Here is a 19,388-nt window from a genome sequence, read left to right as displayed (position 1 = left end):
CCAAAAGAAATATTTTTTAAATTTCTTACCATTTTCTTTAGAAAATATACTCTTTGTTTCTTCTTTTATTTCTTGTTTAAAACCATCAACAACTTGTTTATTGTATTATGGATTCTTAAATTTTTTTCGTCTTTCGTAGTTTTTCTTCAAAAAAAGAATTATAGTTTGAAACTATAATTCTAATGAATAACTCTTTTAATTTCATAGATTCCTTGAATACGTTCTAGATTAGCAATTGCACGATTTAAATGTTCAGCATCATCAACACCAATCTTTAATTTAATTAAAGCTCTACCATCATCTGATGCATCCGCATGAATATTTAAAATATTGATTTTCATTTGTCCTAAAACCGTAATAATATCATTTAATAAATTTGTACGATCTAAGCCATCAATTTGTAAATCAGCATCAAATTTCAAATTAGAAAGTGATGCAAAATCCCAATAAACATCAATTAAACGGCTTTGAATTTCTTTTTGTTTAATATTTGGACAATCCACACGATGAACTTTGATTCCTTGTCCTTGAGAAACATAACCAGTAATTTGATCTCCAGGAATTGGATTACAACATTTAGAAAGTTGAATCTTTAATCCTGAAACACCTTTAACAACAACTCCATTATTAGATGTCGTTTTTTCTAATTTTTCTCTTTGTTCATTATTTCTTTGTAAGATTTTAGATAAGTTATCAAAGAAACCTGTTTTCTTTGGATTTACTTTTTCTAAAAGTGTTGCTACTGAAAGATTTTTCTTTCCAATAAAATAGAAAATATCATCTAAACTTCTTGCTCCAAAAGCACCTAAATATGTTTTATAAGTTTCTGGATCCAAGAATTTCTTTTCATCAAGTCCACGTTTTTTGATTTCATCTTTTAAGATTTTCTTACCATCTTCAATCGTATCTTTCTTAGTTTCAGCTTCTTTTTTAGCGAGGAAAGTACGAATTTTATTACGAGCTCCTGCGGTTCTTACAAATTTCAACCAATCTTCACTTGGTCCAGCGGATTGTTTGTTGGTTTTGATTTCACAAACATCTCCTGTATTTAATTTTGTATCAATAGGCACCATGACATTATTGACAATCGCACCAACTGTATGATGTCCTACTTCTGTATGAATACGATAAGCAAAATCAACTGGTGTTGAACCGTTAGGAAGTTCAACAATTTTTCCTTGTGGCGTTAAAACATAAACATTGGCTTCAAAAATATCACGAGAAATGGAGTCATAATATTCTTTGGCATCGCCATCTTTGATATCATCTGACAAAGAAATAAATTCTCGTAACCATTGAAGTTTTTCTCCAATTTCTTTTTGTTCTGCTTTGGCAGAATAACCTTTGCCTTCTTTATAACGCCAATGAGCAGCAACCCCAAGTTCAGCAAGCTCATCCATTTCTTCAGTACGAATTTGGATTTCAAAAGTATTACCATCTTCGCCAATAACAGAAGTATGAAGTGATTGATACATATTTGGTTTAGGCATAGCAATATAATCTTTAAAACGTCCTGGAATTGGACGATAATGATCATGAATCAATCCTAAAACACTATAACAATCAAGTTTATTTTGTAAAATAATACGGAGTGCATAAAGATCATAAAGTTCATCAAAACGTTTATGTTTTTTAAACATCTTCTTATAAATACTATAGATAGATTTCGCACGACCTAAAATACGATATTGATAATGATTTTCCTTTAATAAGTTTTCAACTTCTTCCATCATCTTCGCCACAGATTCTTTTCGCTCATCTTGTTTTGTTTGAAGAAGTCGCGCAATATCATGATAAGCAATTGGATCTAAATAAGATAAAGAAAGATCTTCCAATTCTGTTTTAATATCGCTCAACCCTAAACGATGAGCAATCGGTGTATAGACTTCTAAAGTTTCTCGAGAAATACGTTTTTGTTTTTCTGGGGGCATGAATTGTAATGTACGCATATTGTGTAAACGATCGGCAAATTTGATCAAGATAACACGTATATCTTTAGCCATCGCAATATAGATTTTACGATGATTTTCAGCATATACATCTGCTTCATCTTTAAATGGCATTTTAGAAATCTTCGTAACACCTTCAACAAGGGTCGTTACTTCTTCTCCAAATTCTTTCACCATTTCTTCACGTGATACATCACAATCTTCCATGACATCGTGTAAAAGACCCGCTGTAATGGTAAGTGGTCCTGTTTGTAATGTTGATAAAATATAAGCAACCCAAATCAAATGAATTGTATAAGGTTCTCCACTTTTACGTTTTTGTCCTTCGTGTTTAACCATGATATAATCATAAGCTTTTTTAATAAGCTTCATATCATCTTCATTGGTAATATAGCGTCTACATGATTCATAGACATCTTCTATAGTGACTTTATCTCCAGCTTTTTTAAACTCTTTCATATTATGACCCCCTCATATGATAAAAGAGAGTTTCCTCTCTTTTATTTAATAAGTTAATACTGAATAGACATTATAGTCTTTTAATTTTTCTCTACCTTTTAGAGCTTCAAGTTCAATTAAAAAGGCAATTCCTACAACTTTACCACCAAGTTGTTCAACAAGTTGAATAGTTGCTTCAACTGTTCCACCTGTAGCAAGTAAATCATCAATAATAACAACATTTTCACCAGGTTTGATACTATCAGCATGAATATGAACTTCATTTTTTCCATATTCTAAATCATAACTTGCTGAAACTGTTTCTCTTGGTAATTTTCCTGGTTTTCTAACAGGTACAAAACCTGCATTTACTTTGTAAGCAACAGGACATCCAAATAAAAAGCCTCTTGCTTCAGGACCAGCAACAACATCTACTTGAACTCCAAGTCCATCGATCCATTTAGCGAATGTATCAATTGATTCTTTATAAGCTTCTTTATCTTTTAATAAAGGTGTTACATCTCTAAAGATAATTCCTTCTTCAGGAAAATCTTTAATATCTTCAATATATTTTTTAAAGTCCATTTTATGTACTCCTCCTATTTCTATTATAACAAACTTTTATTATCAAGGAAACTATTTCATATCCTCTATAATCATATTTATTGATTCTGTATTTAAATATTTATTAATTTTTAAAGTCCCTATTAAAGAAATTGTCTTTTTTTGTTGTAATTGCTCAATTTCTTTCGAACAATTAAAATAAAGTGCTTGTAAATTCCCTTTATTTAAAGGAATATCGAAACGTAAATGTTTCCCATCAGATAATACACGACTGGTAAAATTCGTAATATCTTTTAAAACAAATTTCATTTCTTCATTATATTGACCATACGGCTCTAACAATTCTAATTCTTTAACAGCTGGTAAAGTAAGCTCATTTAATTCAATTTGAATTCCTTCAAGAACTTTTTCATTAGAAAAAGTATGTGTTGTTAAGTAGGTATGCAATGCTTCTTTTAAAGTTAACACTTCATCTTTTGCTACTTGAAAACCACCCGCTAAAGCATGTCCACCATATTGTACAAAATAATCTTTTAAATCATCAAAGATTTGATTTAAAGGAATACTTTCAATACTTCTGGCACTTCCTCGATACACTTCATTTTTTTCATCATATTTCATAACAAAACTTGGCTTTTGAAATTCATGAGTATACTTACCAGCAATTAAGCCTACAATTCCTTCATGAACTTCTTGATTATAGCTATATAAAAATTCATCTTTTTGACTATTTTCTAAAATATTTTTATATTGTTCATTTGTAAGAGATTGTCTTTTACTATTGATTTTTTTAGCGTATTGAGAAATTTGGATTGCAAATTTTTGATCGACATCCTTTAAAAAATAACGTACTAAATGATTTGGATTAACAAGTTCTGGTAGTCTTCCAAAGGAATTGATTTTAGGTGCAATATTAAAACCTAAAGTTGTTGTATTATATTTTTGATTTTCACCAATTAAAAGTTCTAATTGAAGATACTTTCCTTCATTCATAAATTGCAGACCTCGCGAAACAAGCGATTTATTTTCATCAACTAAAGGCATCATATCTGAAATCGTCGTAATAGCTGCTAAAGAAAATAAATATTTATCATGTTTTCCAAGCAAACTACTGGCAAGTTTATACGCTAAAAAACCTCCACATATTTCTTTAAATGGATAATCCGGTGACATTTTTGTATGAATGATTGCACATGCATCCGGCAATTCGTCATAATCATGATGATCAATAACAATAACATCAATACCAAGTTCATTAGCTAAATCAATAGCTTCATACGCTTTAATACCATTATCTACTGTAATTAACAAAGAATACCCTTTTTCATACATTTGTTGAACTCTTTCTTTATTTAGTCCATAACCATCTTCAAAACGATTAGGAATATGATACCCTACTTTTTTCCCTAATTCTAAAAAAGCTTGAACAAGAATGGCTGTTGACAAGATTCCATCACAATCATAATCTCCATAAATACATATTTTTTCATCATTTTCCAAAGCTTCTTGTATACGATCTAAAACTAAATCCGCATCTAAAAACAATGAAAAATCATGATAAATCAATCTTTTTGAAGTATGTCCTTGAATATCTTGTTCATTATATTTTCTTTGTGCAAAAATCTTTGCAAGTAAAGAATGTATTGAATACTTTTGCATATATTCATTATAGTTATGTATTTCTTTTATATCCCAGTTCATAAAATCTCCTTAAATAAAAAATAGTTGTTACCAACTATTTTGAAATGAATTCTTGAAATGCTGCTAAATCAAGTGTACTTGCTTCTTTAACTGCTTGTATACTTAAATAATCAAAAATTTCCGAAAATTGTAAATTCATTACATCATCAATAATATCACACATTGGTAGACTCTTTTGAGATTTCCATTTAATATTGAATAAATAATTTCTTATTTCTTTTTCGGATATATTATCTATTTTTTGCTTACGAAACTCATGAGCTTTTAATTTGATTAGAAAATCTAAATCATATTTACCAAATTTATAATCCAGTTTTTCATTCACGATAAACCAACTCCCACTTCGTCTATTATAGATGAAAATTCGACATAAAGGAAGTCTTTTATGAAAAGAAAACTTATCAATTCATTCATTATTCTTTCTGCTAGTTCAACTATCTCTAAAATATTTAGTATTTTAAATAGAATGTTGCTTTCCAGGCTTCTTCCTTTAGAAGCCATGTCATTATATCTTGTCATTATGCCAACACTTTCTTTGTGTTTAACACTTGGACAGGTTGGGATTCCTTCTGCTGTTTTTCGGCTTGTATTACATCCAAAATATAAAAACTACAAAGTCATTATTACTGCAATTATTCTATCCTTTTTTTCTGTCATTGTTATTTGTGGAACCCTTTTTATTTTAAGTCCTTTCATTGCTCATTCTTTATTAAAAAACGATTATACTCTTTATCCCATTTTATCCTTTTTAATTTTTATCCCATTGATTGCTATCAGTGGTATTATTAAAAACTATTATTTAGCCAAAGGGCATGTCTATGTCATTGCTAAAAGCCAAATTGTCGAAGAAACTTCACGTTTATTATTTACCTATTTATTTTTAAAAACTCCTTTAAGTTCATCCTTACCTTTTTTAGTAACAATCGCTTATTTATCAATGAGTTTTGGTGAATTGATGTCAATTATCTATCTACTTCTTTTAAGTCGTAAAAGATATTCTTTTACTCCTTTAAAAAACATAAATAAGCAAAACTTGATTATGAAAGATCTTTTAAACATTTCTTTGCCTTTAACAGGTTCACGACTTTACCATTGTTTTATGAATTTTTTAGAGCCCATTCTTTTAATTCATGTTTTAACTCGACTTGGTTTAACTCAAAACTTTATCCAAGACCAATATGCCATCCTTTCTGGCTATGTCGTCTCGATGCTTGTCACGCCTACCTTTTTTTGTACGATCATCTATCGCCTCTATTTGCCTATTGCTACAGATGATCTTTATTATCATAAAAGTAATACTTTTTTACATCTTCTTTATGCTTTACTTATTTGTTTTCTTATTGGTCTTCCTTTTACTTTAATTTTCTATTTTTTTCCAAAACGATCCCTTATGATTCTTTACAATACAACAAGTGGCTATCAACAATTAAAATACATGTCTTTTCCTTTTTTACTATTTTATTTACAAACACCCCTTTCTACAATTTTACAAGCTAAAAATAAAAATAAAGTGATGTTTATCATCTCTATGATTGAATGTACTTTAGAAATTATCTTAACTTATACTTTATCTCATTATCTTTATGTTAATGCTATTTTGATTAGTTTATTTACAGGATTGATTACAACCTTAACTTTAAGTGCAATTTATTGTTTTAAAATAATAAAAGACACTTCTTTATCTTGAAGTGTCTAATTTTTTTAACCAATTTGAAAATACTTCTAATCCTTCTTTGACAATTTGTGAATCATTTGCAAGTCCAAAACGTAGATGATTTTCCACATCAAAACAACATCCCGGTACAAAGAAGACCCCTGTTTCTTCTTGTAACTTTTCACAGAAAGTATTTGAATCTATTTTGTAATCATATTTTAGGAAACAAACTGTTCCATATTTTGGAATAACACAAGAAAGATGAGGATGAGCTTTTAACCATTCTTTCAAGTAACACTTATTTTCTTCTAAAATCTCACGATTTCTTTTTAAAATCTCTTTACTATATTTTAAAGTAAGTGCCCCTAAATAATCATTGATTGGTCCACTACTAATAATTGAATAATCACGTCTTTCATTGATTAAACGAATAAGTTCTTTATCTTTTGTTTTGATCCAACCAATACGAAGTCCAGGAGTTGATAAAACTTTAGAAAGTCCTGAGGTTGCTATTCCTTTTTCATAAAGATCACTAATGGATTCTTCTTGATAAAGTCCTCGATAGATTTCATCAACAAGAACATAGAGATCATGTTTTTTACATATTTGAATCAGTTGATGCATTTCTTCATGATCTAAAGTTGTTCCTGTAGGATTGTTTGGTAAATTCAAACAAATCATTTTTGTGTTTTCTCTAATATTTTTTTCTAATTCTTCAAAATCAATTTTCCATTCATTTTCTTCTTTTAAATGAATAAAATCAACTTCTACCCCTAAAGATTCAGGAAAACTATAAAGTTGTTGATACGTTGGTAAAAATGATAAAATATGATCATTTGTTGAAAGTAATGTCATTAAAACAAGTTCATTGGCATTGACACCACCATGGCAAATAGCAATTTCTTCATCATCACCACTTTGATATAAACTTAAAATACCTTTTTTTAATTCATGAGAACCTTCAATAGCACCATAATCTAAAGAAAGATTCATTAAATCTTCTAATGAATCTTTTTTATCATACGCTAATAATTCCTTTAAAGTTAAAGATTTAGCAACTGTATCTGCCAAGTTATAGCGACAGTTATTTTCATGCAAAGTCATATAAGACTCTACTTCAAAACGTTGTAGTTTCACTAGTGCATAACCTTCTTTAAGAAATCTTGAGCACGTTCAGTTTTAGGATTTTCATAGAAAGCTTTTGCATCATTTTCTTCAACGATTTTACCATTTTCTAAGAAAATAACACGATCAGCAACTGTTTTAGCAAAGCCCATTTCATGAGTAACAACAATCATTGTCATTCCTTCTTTAGCAAGTTGTTGCATAACTTCTAATACTTCAATAACCATTTCTGGATCTAAGGCACTTGTTGGTTCATCAAAAAGCATGATTTCAGGGCTTGTACATAAGCTTCTCGCAATCGCTACCCTTTGTTTTTGTCCACCTGAAAGTTTATTTGGATATTCGTCTTTTTTATCTAATAAGCCAACTCTTGTAAGATAGTTACAAGCTATTTCATTGGCTTTTTCTTCCTCCATGTGACGTACTTTTGTAAGTGAAAGTGTTAAGTTTTCTAAGACTGTCATATGTGGAAATAAATTGAAATGTTGGAAAACAAATCCCATTTTATTTCTTAATTCTTGATAATTAGATTTCTTTGGATCTAAAACTTCCCCATTAAGGTATACATGTCCTGTTTCTGGTACTTCTAAACCATGAATACATCTTAAAACTGTACTCTTACCTGAACCAGAAGGTCCAATTAAACACACAATTTCTCCTTTTTTTACTTCAAGAGAAACATCATCAACTGCTTTTACTTTTTTAAATTGTTTTGATATATGTTCAACTTTAATCACTTTCAGCTAACCTCTTTTCTACATATCTACCTAAATAAGAAATACTAATTGTCATAATTAAATAATAAACTGCAACAATACAATAAGGTGACATAACATCATAATATTGTGCCCCCACTACTTGAGCTGATTTTAATAATTCAACGGCACCAATACAACTGATCAATGAAGAATCTTTAATCAATGTAATAAATTCACTGATCATTGGTGGAATAATTCTTTTGAAGGCTTGTGGTAAAATAACAAGTCTCATTGTTTGTTTATAAGAAAGCCCTAAAGTTTCACAAGCTTCCCATTGTCCTTTATCAACCCCGTTGATTCCACTACGAATAAGTTCTGTCGAATAAGCCCCACTGTTAATAGACATAGCAACAGCACCAATTAAAAAGACATTAATTCTTAAAACATTTCCTGTAATCGCTGTATAAATAGATGGAATAACTGAGAATAAAATCAAGATTTGAAGTAACATTGGTGTTCCACGAATGACTTCAACATACACATTTCCAATAATTCTAAAAATTTTATATTTAGATCTTTTTGCTGAAGATCCTAAAATCCCAAAAACAATACCAAATAAAAGGGATACAGCAGCGAGTAAAAGTGATACTACTGCACCCTTAGCAAAGTAAAGTAAGTTTTCAGGAGTAAACACTTTTGAAAAAGCTACAAACATTTCTATACCCCTTTTCTATAATTTTTTATTTTTCTAATGGTGATAAATCATATTTTTTACATAATTTATCGTAATCTTTTGAAGCTACGAATTTTTTAATACATTTATTCATTAATTTGATCATTTTTGTATTACCTTTTTTAGCGATAACATAGTTCTTTTCATCCATTAATGAACCATTTAATTGTGTAAAGTTTCCACTAGATACATATTGTTTAGCAACACCTAAGTCAACGATTGCTGCATCATATTGATTGCTTGCTAAACCATTGAAAATATCTTGTACGTTTTTCATTGAAACAACATCAGCATTTTCAACTTCTTTGGCAGCTTGTTCACCAGTAGCTCCAGTTTGAGCAGCTAATTTTTTACCAACTAATTGATCATTTGAAGTAATTGAAGAACCATTTGGTACAACAGCAACTTGTTGAGTTCCTAAATATGGATCAGACCATTCAACAACTCTATCTTCACTATAAGTAAAACCAGAAATACCTAAATCAATTTGATCCCCTTGAATTTGAGTAACAATGTTATCAAAATCCATTTGTTTGAATTCTAAAGAATAAGTTTTACCTTCCATATCAGATAAATAACCTTCAAATAATTTGGCCATATCTACGTCAAAACCAACGATTTCACCTTTTTTATTTAATGATTCATAAGGTGCATAATCAGGTGATGTCCCAATTGTAATTGTCACATCGGCATCATTTTTACTGCTTGATGAACATCCAGCAATAGCACAAGTCATCACAAGTGCTAACATTAATTTTAATACTTTTTTCATATTCTTTTCCCCTTTTCTACCCAATAAAAAACGTCTCCTAGCGATTGCTAAGAGACGAAAGATTCCGCGGTACCACTCTTGTTGATATGATAAACATATCCACCTCACCGTTAAAGCTGGTTAGCTTGTTATCCTATGTATTCAGATAACCCTCTCCAAAGTGCGCTTCATTTTATTTTCAATATCTAATTTCCACCAACATAGACTCTCTAACATATCCAATAAAACTACTCTCTTTTTCATTGAGTTTATTTATATATCTGTATTATAGATAATATTTAAGCTTTGTCAACATTCCTCGATTATTTTTTTGATAAAACTTTATCATTGAAAGAACGTACTGCCTTCATCGCTTTTTCTAAGGGAGCATTCATTTCTTGTAATTGTTCTAAAACATCATCGAGTTGTTGATTTGCTTCTTGAATACTGTCTCTTGTATCTTGAATTGTTTGTTTGGTTTTCTTTTTGGCATCACCACTATGAAGTAAAAAGAAAATACCTAAAGACATACATACAAAAATACCAATAATGATTAAAAAATCTTTAATTAGTTCCATAATCTCACCCATCTTTAGTATAGCCTATTTTGTTTAATCAATCCAGCCAAAATGACGACAAGCATATTCAATACCGTCATCATCATTTCTTTTGGTTATAAAATTTGCAACTGCTTTGACTTCATCGATTGCGTTACCCATAGCAATACCTAAAGGAGCTTGGTCAATCATAGAAATATCATTTAAGCCATCCCCAAAGACCACAATATCCTTTTCATTTCCCTTTAATAAATGAACCATTTCTAAAATACCTTTATATTTATCTGCTGGTTCGATGATGATTTGTCCTTTAAAATAACGCATATATTCCAAAGTTCCTAAATCTAATAATTTTTCTTCTTGTTCACCACATTCAATAAATACTTTATAAATTTCCTTTACTTGATGAAAGTCTATACTTTCATCAACAACTAATTTTACCGGAAGTTTTTGATCTTTTTGATCACTTTGATTCGTATACAAAACAGCTTCATTTCCTAAAGCAACTGCAAATGGTAAATGATGTTCAATACATTGATCAATGACACGATTGGCTTGAACAAAATCTATCGGTTTAATATATTGAAGTTCATTATGTAAAGTAATACCATTTCCCCCATCTGTTACTAAACAATCAATATGGGCTTCTTTAGCAGCATCCATCGCCATATATTGTGCTCTTCCTGTCGCAATAGCAACAAAATGCCCATTTTCTTTTAACTTATCTAACGTACGATATGTGCTTTCTAAAATCTTTCCTCCCGGATTATCATCTAAAAGTGTTCCATCAATATCAAAAAAAATATATTTTCTTTCCATGTTACTTTTCTCCTTTAAATTGCATATTATACAATCTTGCATAATTTCCATTTAATTTCATCAACTCTTCATGGTTTCCTTGTTCTTCGATGCCATTTTCCGTTAAAACACAAATATGTTTAGCATTTTTAATCGTTGATAAACGATGCGCAATAACAAAAGTTGTACGATCTTGAGATAATTTTTCTAAAGATTCTTGTACAATACTTTCACTTTCATTATCTAATGCACTTGTTGCTTCATCAAAAATAAGAATTGGTGGATTCTTTAAGAAAACACGTGCAATCGAGATACGTTGTTTTTGTCCACCTGAAAGTTTGACCCCACGTTGTCCACAATCCGTATCGTAACCTTCTTCTAATTCCATAATAAAATCATGAGCATTAGCTTTTTTAGCGGCTTCAATGACTTCTTCATCACTCGCTTCTAAATTTCCATAACGAATATTATCCATAATCGTTCCAGTAAATAAATAAACATCTTGTTGAACAATGCCAATATTTTCTCTTAAAGATTGTTGTTTTATCTCTTTGACATTAATTCCATCAATCAAGACATTTCCTTTCGTTGCTTCGTAAAAACGAGGAATCAAAGAACAAATCGTTGTTTTACCAACTCCTGATGAACCAACAAAAGCAATATACTCTCCTGGTTTTACATCCAAGTTAATATTATTTAACACATAAGGTGTTTGTTCATTATAGCGAAATGAAACATGATCAAACATGACATTCCCTTCAACATGTTGTAATACAACTGCATTTTTTGTATCTTGAATATCTGGTTCAATTTCTAATATTTCCATAAAACGTTCAAAACCAGTAACACCTTCTTGAAATTGTTCAGTAAAGTTTAAAAGTTTTTTTACAGGATCTATTAAGTTCGTGACATAAAGTAAAAAGGCAATTAAATCTGCAACATTAATACTTCCATAAGAAATAAATAAGGTTCCAAAAAAGATAACCGATACTGTAATTAAACTTGTAAAAGAAGTAAGTCCTGCATTGTATCTTCCCATATAATAATAACTATTTTTCTTAGCACTTACATAATGTCCATTTTGTTTATCAAAACGTTCTAACTCTTGATCTTCATTCGCAAAACTTTTAACAACACGAATTCCAGATAAATTGTCTTCAATACGTTCATTGATATCACCAATTCTCTCTTTATTTCTTTTAAAAGCTTTTTTCATCTTTTTATTATAATACCAAGCAAATAAAAACATAAATGGTAAGATTGCAAATAAAATTAAAGTCAGTTTGACATTAATATAGGAAAGTAAAATAAAGGCCCCTATAAACTTAATAATTGAAATGACAATATCTTCTGGTCCATGATGATAAAGTTCAGTTAAAGAAAATAAATCATTCGTTAGACGTGACATCAATTGTCCTGTGTTTTGTTCATCATAAAAGCGAAAAGATAATTTTTGATAATGACTAAATAACTCATTACGTAAATCTCTTTCCATATAGACACCCATGACATGTCCTAGATAACCTATAAAATAATTACAAAAATATTCAACAACAATCAAACAAAGCATAAAAAGTCCTAATAAATAAATCTTAGAATAATCAATCTTTGGTTGATTTAAAATCGTCCCTGTAATATAGCGTGTTAGCATAGGATAAACGAGCGTAATGGCTGCTGAAATCATCGCACAAAACATATCTTTAAAAAACAAAACCTTATAGTTTGTATAATAAGATAAAAATTTCTTCCATCTTCCTTTCATATTAAAACACCTCCTTCATATATTTTTACAAAGAATGATTATTTTTTCTAGTTAAAAATGATTATTTTTAAAATATGAAAAAGGAGGCTTTTTCATGAACCACGTTTCTTGGACTTCTATTCTAATCGGTCTGGCACTTTTTTTATTTGGTATCGACTATCTTTCTCTTTCTTTACAAGAACTTTCACCAACCCGTTTAAAAAATCTTCTTGCTAAATGTACTTCTTCTACTTTTAAGGCTATTCTAATTGGTTGTTTTATAACTTGTATTATTCAATCAAGTTCTGCCACAACTGCTTTAACCGTCAGTTTAATTAATGCAAATCTCATGACCTTTTCACAAAGTATTGGGATTATTATGGGAGCCAATATTGGCACAACCATAACCGCTTTTATTGTAGGTTTTGATCTTTTTCAATATGCTTCTTTCTTTTTAATTATTGGTGCTTTTTGTTTATTATTTTCTAATCATCCTAAAATAAAAGGCCTTGCACAAATTCTTTTTGGGCTTGGCTGTTTATTTTATGGATTAGAACTTATGTCAATGCATCTTGAAGCTATTACTAAACTTCCTGAATTTATGAAATTAGTAACACTTTTTACAAATCATCCTATTTTAGCCATGCTTGGTGGAGCCATCACCACTGCTCTTATTCAATCATCAAGTGCGATAATTGCTATTGTCCAACAAATGTATCATTTAAAAGCCATTTCCCTTTATGTTTCTATTCCTTATATCTTTGGTTGTAATATCGGTACAACCATTACCGCTTTTCTTTCTGCCCTTAAAACCAATTCTTCTGCCAAAAAAGCTGCCTTCTTTCATTTTTTATTTAATGTAATTGGAACAACTTTTTTCATGATTTTCCTGACTCCTTTTTATCATCTTTTTTTAACATTTCACTTTTATATTCCTATTTCACCTCGTCTGCAACTCGCTTTTATTCATGGCTTCTTCAATATTGTTACTACACTCCTTATTTTTCCTTTTTATAAGCATATAATTGCATTGATTGAAAGTTGTTTCAAAAAGAATTGTTAAGGTTTTGTAAAGAAACTTAACATAATCTTTACACAAAATTAACATTCCTTTAAAATGAGATGTATAGGAGTGTGATTTTATGACATTAGCAGATATCAACTGGCCTTTAATTCTGGCAGGGCTTGGTTTATTTTTATTTGGTATCGATTATATGGGTGATGGTTTAAAAAGTTATGCCGGAGATAAATTAAAGGACATTATTGATAAATACACCTCAAGTCCTGTAAAAGGAATTTTAATTGGGGCTTTAGTTACGTGTTTAATTCAATCAAGTTCAGGAACAACAGCCCTTACAATTGGATTGATTCGTTCTGGTTTAATGAATTTAAATCAAGCAGTAGGAATTATTATGGGGGCCAATATTGGAACAGTTATTACTTCTGTTTTAGTTGGTTTAAAGATTTCTAAATATGCGGTTTATTTCATTATTATTGGTGCGTTTGTTTCAATGTTTTCTAAAAACAAAAAAACAAAATATTTATCACAAATTATTTTTGGATTTGGTTGTTTATTCTATGGACTTGATTTAATGGGAAACAATTTATCAATGATTTCTGAAGTTCCAGAATTTACACAAATTACCGAATTTTTAATGAAGAGCCCTTGGCTTGGTTTACTTGGTGGAACAATTCTTACATGTGCGATTCAATCATCAGCTGCAACGATTGCAATTGTTCAACAAATGTATGGTGCCGGTGCTATTGGTTTAAATATTGCTTTACCATTTTTATTTGGATCAAATATTGGAACGACAATTACAGCTGTTCTTGCCTCTATTGGTGGATCTATTCCCGCTAAAAGAGCAGCATTCTTCCACGTTTTATTTAACGTCATTGGTTCTGTTCTATTTATGATTGTTTTATCACCATTTACCATGTTGATTCAATATATTAATTCAGTAAGTACAATGTCTCCTGAATTACAACTTGCAGTAGCTCATGGTATCTTTAACATAGTAACAACCATCTTGTTCTTTCCATTTATTAATAAGATTGTTGTTATTATTAAAAAAATTATTCCAAATCATTCAAAAGAATTACAAATGGATTTATCAGAATTAGATCCTCATGTGGTTCAATTGTTCCCTTCTCATGCTTTAGCTATCGCTAAAAACAAGATTTTAGAAATGGGAGCTATTACTGTTGAAGCTTGTGAAAATGTTAGAGAATATTTTATTTCTAAAAGTTCTACTGCTAAAGAAGCAGTCGAAGAATTAGAAAATGCAATCAACTTATTAGATAAAAAGATTGCTGAATATTTATTACTTATTTCACATGAACAATTAAACGATCATGATTCAAAAGAATATTTTGCTGATATGAAATCAATTAAAGATTTAGAACGTGTCGGTGATTTATGTATTAACTTAACTCAATTCTTTGAAGCTGTTTATGATGAAAAAGATGATTTTTCATCAGAAGCTAAAGATGACATTATCGCCATGATCAATATGGATATTGAAATGTTGAATCATGCAATGGTGGCTTTTGATAAACATGATTTAGATGATATTATTTATGTTGATGATCATGAAAGTAATTTAGATTATTATAATAAAAAAGCAAAACAAAGACATATTCAACGTGTTACTAATAAAACTGAAAAATCAGTTATTGTCAATTCTACATACGTTGATATCTTATCCAACTTAGAGCGTATTGGTGATCATTGCCAAAACATAGCTGAATCTTATATGTTAGAAGAAGAAAACTTCAAACCTGATTATGAAGTTGATTCTGCATTTAATCAATAGTCATGGATTTCCATGACTATTTTTGTTATGATGTAACAGTCAAAGGAGTCACATATGTATAAATTATTAGATTATGATATAACTGAATATAAACAATTAGAAAACACCTTGAATGAGTTATCTAAACAAGGTTACAATCCTACTTCTTTAGGTAAAATCAGCCGTTTTGAAAAAAATGAGAAACACTATTACTTCCATGTAGATTTACTAATCAAAAAACCGGCAACCCCTAAAAGAAAAGCATTACATGATTTTATTAATGAATATGAAAAACAAATGTTTGATTATTATGGTAAAATAGGAAAATTTATTATTTTTACAACAGATAATAAACGTGCTTTACCTAAAGAAAGACAAAAAGCAATTGATGAATACTTAAGTACTCGTAAAATCTCTGCAACCACTTATTTTGTTTTATGGATTTTCTTTTCTTTTTTTGTCGCACAGCTTGTTTTACAAAAAAATCAGATTCAAGAATTTCTTACAAATGGAAGTATTTTAATTCATTACTTACCTCTTCTTCTATTTGCGACAATTCTTATTCGTTGCCTTTATAAAATTGTTTTAGCCTGTCAAAAAAGCTTTGGAAAGATTATTAAACATATCTTCTACGCTATGACTATAGTTACTTGTGTAGTGGCTATACTTGGATGTATTTTAGATATTACTGATAGAAAAGATATTCCTTTAAATCAAAATATTTTAACCTTGCAAACATTTGATAAAGAAACAAATTTAAAAAAATATCCAAACTACAAATATACTAAAAGTTTTATTGTTGAATCTACTTCTTATTTTGAAGAAAACAACCAAGGTGATCTCATGTATAGTAAAGATTATTGTTTTAAATCAACTGACAAAACAAACACTTTCTTTGAACGTTATTTAAAAACGTATGATGATGTTCCTGTTATTAAAATCGATAAAAACACTTATCTCTTTAAACTTGATACATCGTATGATACTTTACTGTATAAAAAAGAAAATCATTTCTATTTTGTTTCTGCAAACTTTAGTTTAAAAAATGATTATCAAAATATTATTGAGTTTTATAAATAAACAAAAAATCCACCCCAAAGTGGATTTTTTATTTACCTGTAATAATAAGATAGATAAGAAGTAAAGCAATAATAATCATTGTTGAAACAAGGACACGTCTTTCAAATTCGCTATAATCATCATGACAAAGATAGTGTGCTAAATAGTTAAGAACTAACGCCATAAGCAAAAAGATTCTTCCAACCATAAAATAAGACGTATTCATCACCACCGGTTCAATAAGCAATAAAACATCAACCAAATTGATTTTATATTTATGATGTGGTTTGCAAATTTTATACAGTAATTTCTTCATTAATAAAACGAACTCACTTCTTCTATTGTTTTTCTTTTTGGCATACTTGGTTCAATATTTGGATAACCCACACCTATGACAGAAACAATCGTTTCTTGTACAGGTATTTCTAAAAGTTCACGAATCGCTCTTTCATCTCTAATTCCCATAACAAGTGTTCCTAAACCAAGTTCAGTTGCTTTAAGAATTAAGTTTTGATTAGCTAGTCCACAATCATAAACACCCCAACCATTTTGTAATTCGTTGTCAGGACTTCCGTTTCTTTGAAAACCTGCACGATCTTTAACAAATGTTGTCACAATTAAAACAGGTGCATCAGCTATATTTTTTTGATTAAATTCAGGTAAACATTTTTTCTTAAATTGTTCCAACATTTCTTTTGATTGAATAACATGATATCGTGAGGTTTGACTATTTTTCCAACTTTCTGAATAGATAGCTGCTTGAATCATTTCTTCAATTTTTTCTTTTTCTACAGGTTGTTGTTTATATTTACGAATACTTCTTCTTTGTTGTAAAACATTTTGTAACTCCATAATTTTCACTCTCCTGCTTTTATTATAAAAGAAAAGACTATCGAATGATAGCCTTACTTATTTAATTCAATCATAAGCTCACAAATCTTATTTGAAAAAGCCACTGGATCTTCAATAGATAATCCTTCAATCAATAATGCTTGATCGAATAACAATGAAGCATAATCATTGATCTTATCTGCATTATTTTGATAAACATTTTGAATTGCCTTGAAAATATCATGATTTGGATTGATTTCAAGAATTCTACCTGCTTTAACATCTTGACCATCAGGCATTGCATTTAATACTTTTTCCATTTCAAAAGATACACCTTGATCAGATACTAAACATACTGGATGAGATTTTAATCTATTTGATACTTTAACATCCACTACTTTATCTTTTAAAGCTTCTTTTAATGATTCTAATAATGATTTATTATCTTCATTGATTTTTTCTAATTCTTTCTTTTCTTCTTCACTATCTAAGTTTAAATCACCTTGAGCAACGTTTTTGAAAGCTTTAGAATCATAATCTCTCATCATTTGAATCATGAATTCATCAACATTATCCATCATGTATAAAACATCAAAGTCACGATCTCTAACAGCTTCTACTTGTGGTAAATGAGAAATCTTTTCTTTTGTTTCACCACTTGCAAAGTAAATTTCTGTTTGTCCTTCTTTCATGTTTTCAACATATTCTTTTAAAGTAATCATTTTTTCTTCTTTACCAGAGTAGAATAAAAGTAAATCTTGTAATTTATCTTTTAACATTCCATAGCTTTGATAAATACCAAATTTTAATTGTAAACCAAAGTTTTTAAAGAATTTTTCATATGTTTCACGATCTTTTTTCAACATATTTGTAAGTTCACTTTGGATTTTCTTTTCAATACGATCAGCGATGACTTTTAATTGACGGTCATGTTGTAACATTTCTCTTGAAATATTTAATGATAAATCTTGTGAATCAACTAACCCTTTAACAAATCTAAAGTGTTCTGGAATTAAATCACTTGCTTTATCCATGATAAAGACACCTCGACTATAAAGTTGTAATCCTTTTTCATAATCATTTGAATAGAAATTCATTGGTGGTTGACTTGGAATAAACAATAATGCATCATAAGAAACATTTCCTTCTACAGATGTATGAATAACTTTCATTGGATCAGAGAAATCATTGAATTTATCTTTATAGAATTCATTATATTCTTCATCTTTAATATCTTTTTTATTTCTTTTCCATAAAGGAACCATTGAATTTAATGTTTTATTTTCAACAACATCTTCATATTCATCACTATCTTCTTTTTTCTTAGATGTTGTCACATCCATTTTAATTGGATAATGTACATAATCAGAATATTTTTTAACTAAAGATTCGATATGATATTGATCTAAATAATCATCATAATTTTCTTCTTCTGTATTATCTTTTAAATAAAGTTTAATTGTTGTTCCTGTTGGTAAGTTATCTGTTTCAAAGATTTCATAACCATCACTTGCTTCAGATACCCATGTATATCCTTGATCACTACCATAAGCTCTTGAAGAAACTTCTACTTTTTTAGCAACCATAAATGCTGAATAGAAACCAACTCCAAATTGCCCGATGATATCAATATCATCACTTTCAGTTTCATTTTTAAATTTGAAAGAACCACTATTAGCAATCGTACCTAAATGTTCTTCTAGTTCTTCTTTATTCATTCCAATACCATGATCAGTAACAGTCAATGTTCTATTTTCTTTATCAAAAGCTAAATCAATTGTAAGATCACTTTTATTGATTTCAGAAATATTTTCTGTTAATGCTTTATAATAAAGTTTATCTGTTGCATCACTTGCATTAGAAATCAATTCTCTTAAAAAGATTTCCTTATGTGTATATATAGAATTAATCATTAAGTCTAATAATCTTTTCGATTCTGCTTTAAATTGTTTTTTTTCTGCCATAATATATCCTCCTTTAGCACTCCTGCTATT

18 protein-coding genes and 1 other annotated feature are annotated in these 19,388 nt (G+C 29.3%); of the genes, 4 read left to right on the top strand and 14 right to left on the bottom strand.

The window, feature by feature from the left end; genetic code table 11:
- Positions 1 to 179 precede the first annotated feature (179 nt).
- Genes HUU89_RS01530 through HUU89_RS01515 form a run of 4 tightly spaced genes read right to left on the bottom strand, consistent with a single transcriptional unit; the run spans position 180 to position 4,977 of the window.
- A complete protein-coding gene (locus HUU89_RS01530; protein ID WP_032091321.1) occupies positions 180 to 2,408 on the bottom strand; it encodes a RelA/SpoT family protein in 2,229 nt (742 codons plus the stop codon).
- 45 nt (positions 2,409 to 2,453) lie between these two features.
- Entirely contained in the window at positions 2,454 to 2,972 is a 519-nt protein-coding gene (locus HUU89_RS01525; protein WP_022001752.1) for an adenine phosphoribosyltransferase, read from the bottom strand.
- Between the two features lie 51 nt (positions 2,973 to 3,023).
- Positions 3,024 to 4,652 (bottom strand): single-stranded-DNA-specific exonuclease RecJ, encoded by a 1,629-nt coding sequence (gene recJ, locus HUU89_RS01520; protein WP_175300807.1) that lies wholly within the window; start codon positions 4,650 to 4,652, stop codon positions 3,024 to 3,026.
- A 34-nt stretch (positions 4,653 to 4,686) separates the two neighbouring features.
- On the bottom strand, positions 4,687 to 4,977 hold the full coding sequence (locus HUU89_RS01515; RefSeq protein ID WP_117347017.1) for a post-transcriptional regulator: 291 nt from the start codon (positions 4,975 to 4,977) through the stop codon (positions 4,687 to 4,689).
- A 60-nt stretch (positions 4,978 to 5,037) separates the two neighbouring features.
- Between HUU89_RS01515 and HUU89_RS01510 the strand changes: the two genes are divergently transcribed.
- Positions 5,038 to 6,339, top strand: coding sequence for an oligosaccharide flippase family protein (locus tag HUU89_RS01510; RefSeq protein ID WP_175300806.1), 1,302 nt, complete (start codon positions 5,038 to 5,040; stop codon positions 6,337 to 6,339).
- Here the strand turns inward: HUU89_RS01510 and HUU89_RS01505 are convergent.
- The 7 genes from HUU89_RS01505 to HUU89_RS01475 all read right to left on the bottom strand — a co-directional run bounded on the left by HUU89_RS01505 (position 6,331) and on the right by HUU89_RS01475 (position 12,730).
- Positions 6,331 to 7,443, bottom strand: a complete 1,113-nt coding sequence (locus HUU89_RS01505) for an aminotransferase class I/II-fold pyridoxal phosphate-dependent enzyme (protein WP_175300805.1) — start codon at positions 7,441 to 7,443, stop codon at positions 6,331 to 6,333. The two genes, HUU89_RS01510 and HUU89_RS01505, sit on opposite strands and share 9 nt — an antisense overlap.
- Positions 7,443 to 8,168 (bottom strand): amino acid ABC transporter ATP-binding protein, encoded by a 726-nt coding sequence (locus tag HUU89_RS01500; RefSeq protein ID WP_022001747.1) that lies wholly within the window; start codon positions 8,166 to 8,168, stop codon positions 7,443 to 7,445. The genes HUU89_RS01505 and HUU89_RS01500 overlap by 1 nt, the downstream gene beginning before the upstream one ends.
- Positions 8,161 to 8,844, bottom strand: coding sequence for an amino acid ABC transporter permease (locus HUU89_RS01495; protein WP_032091326.1), 684 nt, complete (start codon positions 8,842 to 8,844; stop codon positions 8,161 to 8,163). Before HUU89_RS01495 ends, HUU89_RS01500 begins: the two co-directional genes overlap by 8 nt.
- Positions 8,845 to 8,869: 25 nt before the next feature.
- Positions 8,870 to 9,634: a transporter substrate-binding domain-containing protein gene (locus HUU89_RS01490; protein WP_119364331.1), complete on the bottom strand. Its 765-nt coding sequence runs from the start codon at positions 9,632 to 9,634 to the stop codon at positions 8,870 to 8,872.
- Between the two features lie 47 nt (positions 9,635 to 9,681).
- Positions 9,682 to 9,886 (bottom strand) — a binding site (T-box leader).
- Positions 9,887 to 9,936: 50 nt separating this feature from the next.
- The gene (locus tag HUU89_RS01485; protein ID WP_032091327.1) at positions 9,937 to 10,191 is read right to left on the bottom strand and encodes a hypothetical protein; all 255 of its coding nucleotides are present in this window, start codon (positions 10,189 to 10,191) and stop codon (positions 9,937 to 9,939) included.
- A 33-nt stretch (positions 10,192 to 10,224) separates the two neighbouring features.
- Positions 10,225 to 10,989, bottom strand: a complete 765-nt coding sequence (locus HUU89_RS01480; protein ID WP_175300804.1) for an HAD-IIB family hydrolase — start codon at positions 10,987 to 10,989, stop codon at positions 10,225 to 10,227.
- 1 nt (position 10,990) lies between these two features.
- On the bottom strand, positions 10,991 to 12,730 hold the full coding sequence (locus tag HUU89_RS01475; RefSeq protein WP_032091329.1) for an ABC transporter ATP-binding protein: 1,740 nt from the start codon (positions 12,728 to 12,730) through the stop codon (positions 10,991 to 10,993).
- 94 nt (positions 12,731 to 12,824) lie between these two features.
- Between HUU89_RS01475 and HUU89_RS01470 the strand changes: the two genes are divergently transcribed.
- From HUU89_RS01470 to HUU89_RS01460, 3 genes are all read left to right on the top strand, one after another.
- A complete protein-coding gene (locus HUU89_RS01470) occupies positions 12,825 to 13,772 on the top strand; it encodes a Na/Pi cotransporter family protein (RefSeq protein ID WP_175300803.1) in 948 nt (315 codons plus the stop codon).
- 79 nt (positions 13,773 to 13,851) lie between these two features.
- Positions 13,852 to 15,525 carry a Na/Pi cotransporter family protein gene (locus HUU89_RS01465; RefSeq protein WP_119363229.1) on the top strand — a complete coding sequence of 558 codons (1,674 nt, stop codon included), beginning with the start codon at positions 13,852 to 13,854 and terminating at the stop codon, positions 15,523 to 15,525.
- Positions 15,526 to 15,579: 54 nt separating this feature from the next.
- Positions 15,580 to 16,584 carry a DUF2812 domain-containing protein gene (locus tag HUU89_RS01460; protein WP_175300802.1) on the top strand — a complete coding sequence of 335 codons (1,005 nt, stop codon included), beginning with the start codon at positions 15,580 to 15,582 and terminating at the stop codon, positions 16,582 to 16,584.
- A 28-nt stretch (positions 16,585 to 16,612) separates the two neighbouring features.
- Here the strand turns inward: HUU89_RS01460 and HUU89_RS01455 are convergent, their stop codons facing one another.
- From HUU89_RS01455 to htpG, 3 genes are read right to left on the bottom strand one after another with little or no spacing between them, the layout of a single operon-like run.
- Positions 16,613 to 16,879, bottom strand: a complete 267-nt coding sequence (locus tag HUU89_RS01455) for a hypothetical protein (RefSeq protein WP_032091332.1) — start codon at positions 16,877 to 16,879, stop codon at positions 16,613 to 16,615.
- Positions 16,879 to 17,415 (bottom strand): nitroreductase family protein, encoded by a 537-nt coding sequence (locus tag HUU89_RS01450; protein WP_175300801.1) that lies wholly within the window; start codon positions 17,413 to 17,415, stop codon positions 16,879 to 16,881. The genes HUU89_RS01455 and HUU89_RS01450 overlap by 1 nt, the downstream gene beginning before the upstream one ends.
- Positions 17,416 to 17,468: 53 nt before the next feature.
- Positions 17,469 to 19,358, bottom strand: coding sequence for a molecular chaperone HtpG (gene htpG, locus HUU89_RS01445; protein WP_022001736.1), 1,890 nt, complete (start codon positions 19,356 to 19,358; stop codon positions 17,469 to 17,471).
- Between the last annotated feature and the right edge of the window lie 30 nt (positions 19,359 to 19,388).

Origin of the sequence: Faecalibacillus sp. H12 (assembly GCF_013361255.1) — a bacterium.
Lineage (GTDB): Bacteria > Bacillota_I > Bacilli_A > Erysipelotrichales > Coprobacillaceae > Faecalibacillus > Faecalibacillus intestinalis.
This window is presented reverse-complemented; position numbering and strand designations above follow the sequence as displayed.

Bases quoted from the DNA above. Each gene is read 5' to 3' on its own strand.
- HUU89_RS01530 (WP_032091321.1), bottom strand. From the start codon at position 2,408: ATGAAAGAGTTTAAAAAAGCTGGAGATAAAGTCACTATAGAAGATGTC.
- HUU89_RS01525 (WP_022001752.1), bottom strand. From the start codon at position 2,972: ATGGACTTTAAAAAATATATTGAAGATATTAAAGATTTTCCTGAAGAA.
- recJ (WP_175300807.1), bottom strand. From the start codon at position 4,652: ATGAACTGGGATATAAAAGAAATACATAACTATAATGAATATATGCAA.
- HUU89_RS01510 (WP_175300806.1), top strand. From the start codon at position 5,038: ATGAAAAGAAAACTTATCAATTCATTCATTATTCTTTCTGCTAGTTCA.
- HUU89_RS01495 (WP_032091326.1), bottom strand. From the start codon at position 8,844: ATGTTTGTAGCTTTTTCAAAAGTGTTTACTCCTGAAAACTTACTTTAC.
- HUU89_RS01490 (WP_119364331.1), bottom strand. From the start codon at position 9,634: ATGAAAAAAGTATTAAAATTAATGTTAGCACTTGTGATGACTTGTGCT.
- HUU89_RS01485 (WP_032091327.1), bottom strand. From the start codon at position 10,191: ATGGAACTAATTAAAGATTTTTTAATCATTATTGGTATTTTTGTATGT.
- HUU89_RS01480 (WP_175300804.1), bottom strand. From the start codon at position 10,989: ATGGAAAGAAAATATATTTTTTTTGATATTGATGGAACACTTTTAGAT.
- HUU89_RS01475 (WP_032091329.1), bottom strand. From the start codon at position 12,730: ATGAAAGGAAGATGGAAGAAATTTTTATCTTATTATACAAACTATAAG.
- HUU89_RS01470 (WP_175300803.1), top strand. From the start codon at position 12,825: ATGAACCACGTTTCTTGGACTTCTATTCTAATCGGTCTGGCACTTTTT.
- HUU89_RS01465 (WP_119363229.1), top strand. From the start codon at position 13,852: ATGACATTAGCAGATATCAACTGGCCTTTAATTCTGGCAGGGCTTGGT.
- HUU89_RS01460 (WP_175300802.1), top strand. From the start codon at position 15,580: ATGTATAAATTATTAGATTATGATATAACTGAATATAAACAATTAGAA.
- HUU89_RS01455 (WP_032091332.1), bottom strand. From the start codon at position 16,879: ATGAAGAAATTACTGTATAAAATTTGCAAACCACATCATAAATATAAA.
- HUU89_RS01450 (WP_175300801.1), bottom strand. From the start codon at position 17,415: ATGGAGTTACAAAATGTTTTACAACAAAGAAGAAGTATTCGTAAATAT.
- htpG (WP_022001736.1), bottom strand. From the start codon at position 19,358: ATGGCAGAAAAAAAACAATTTAAAGCAGAATCGAAAAGATTATTAGAC.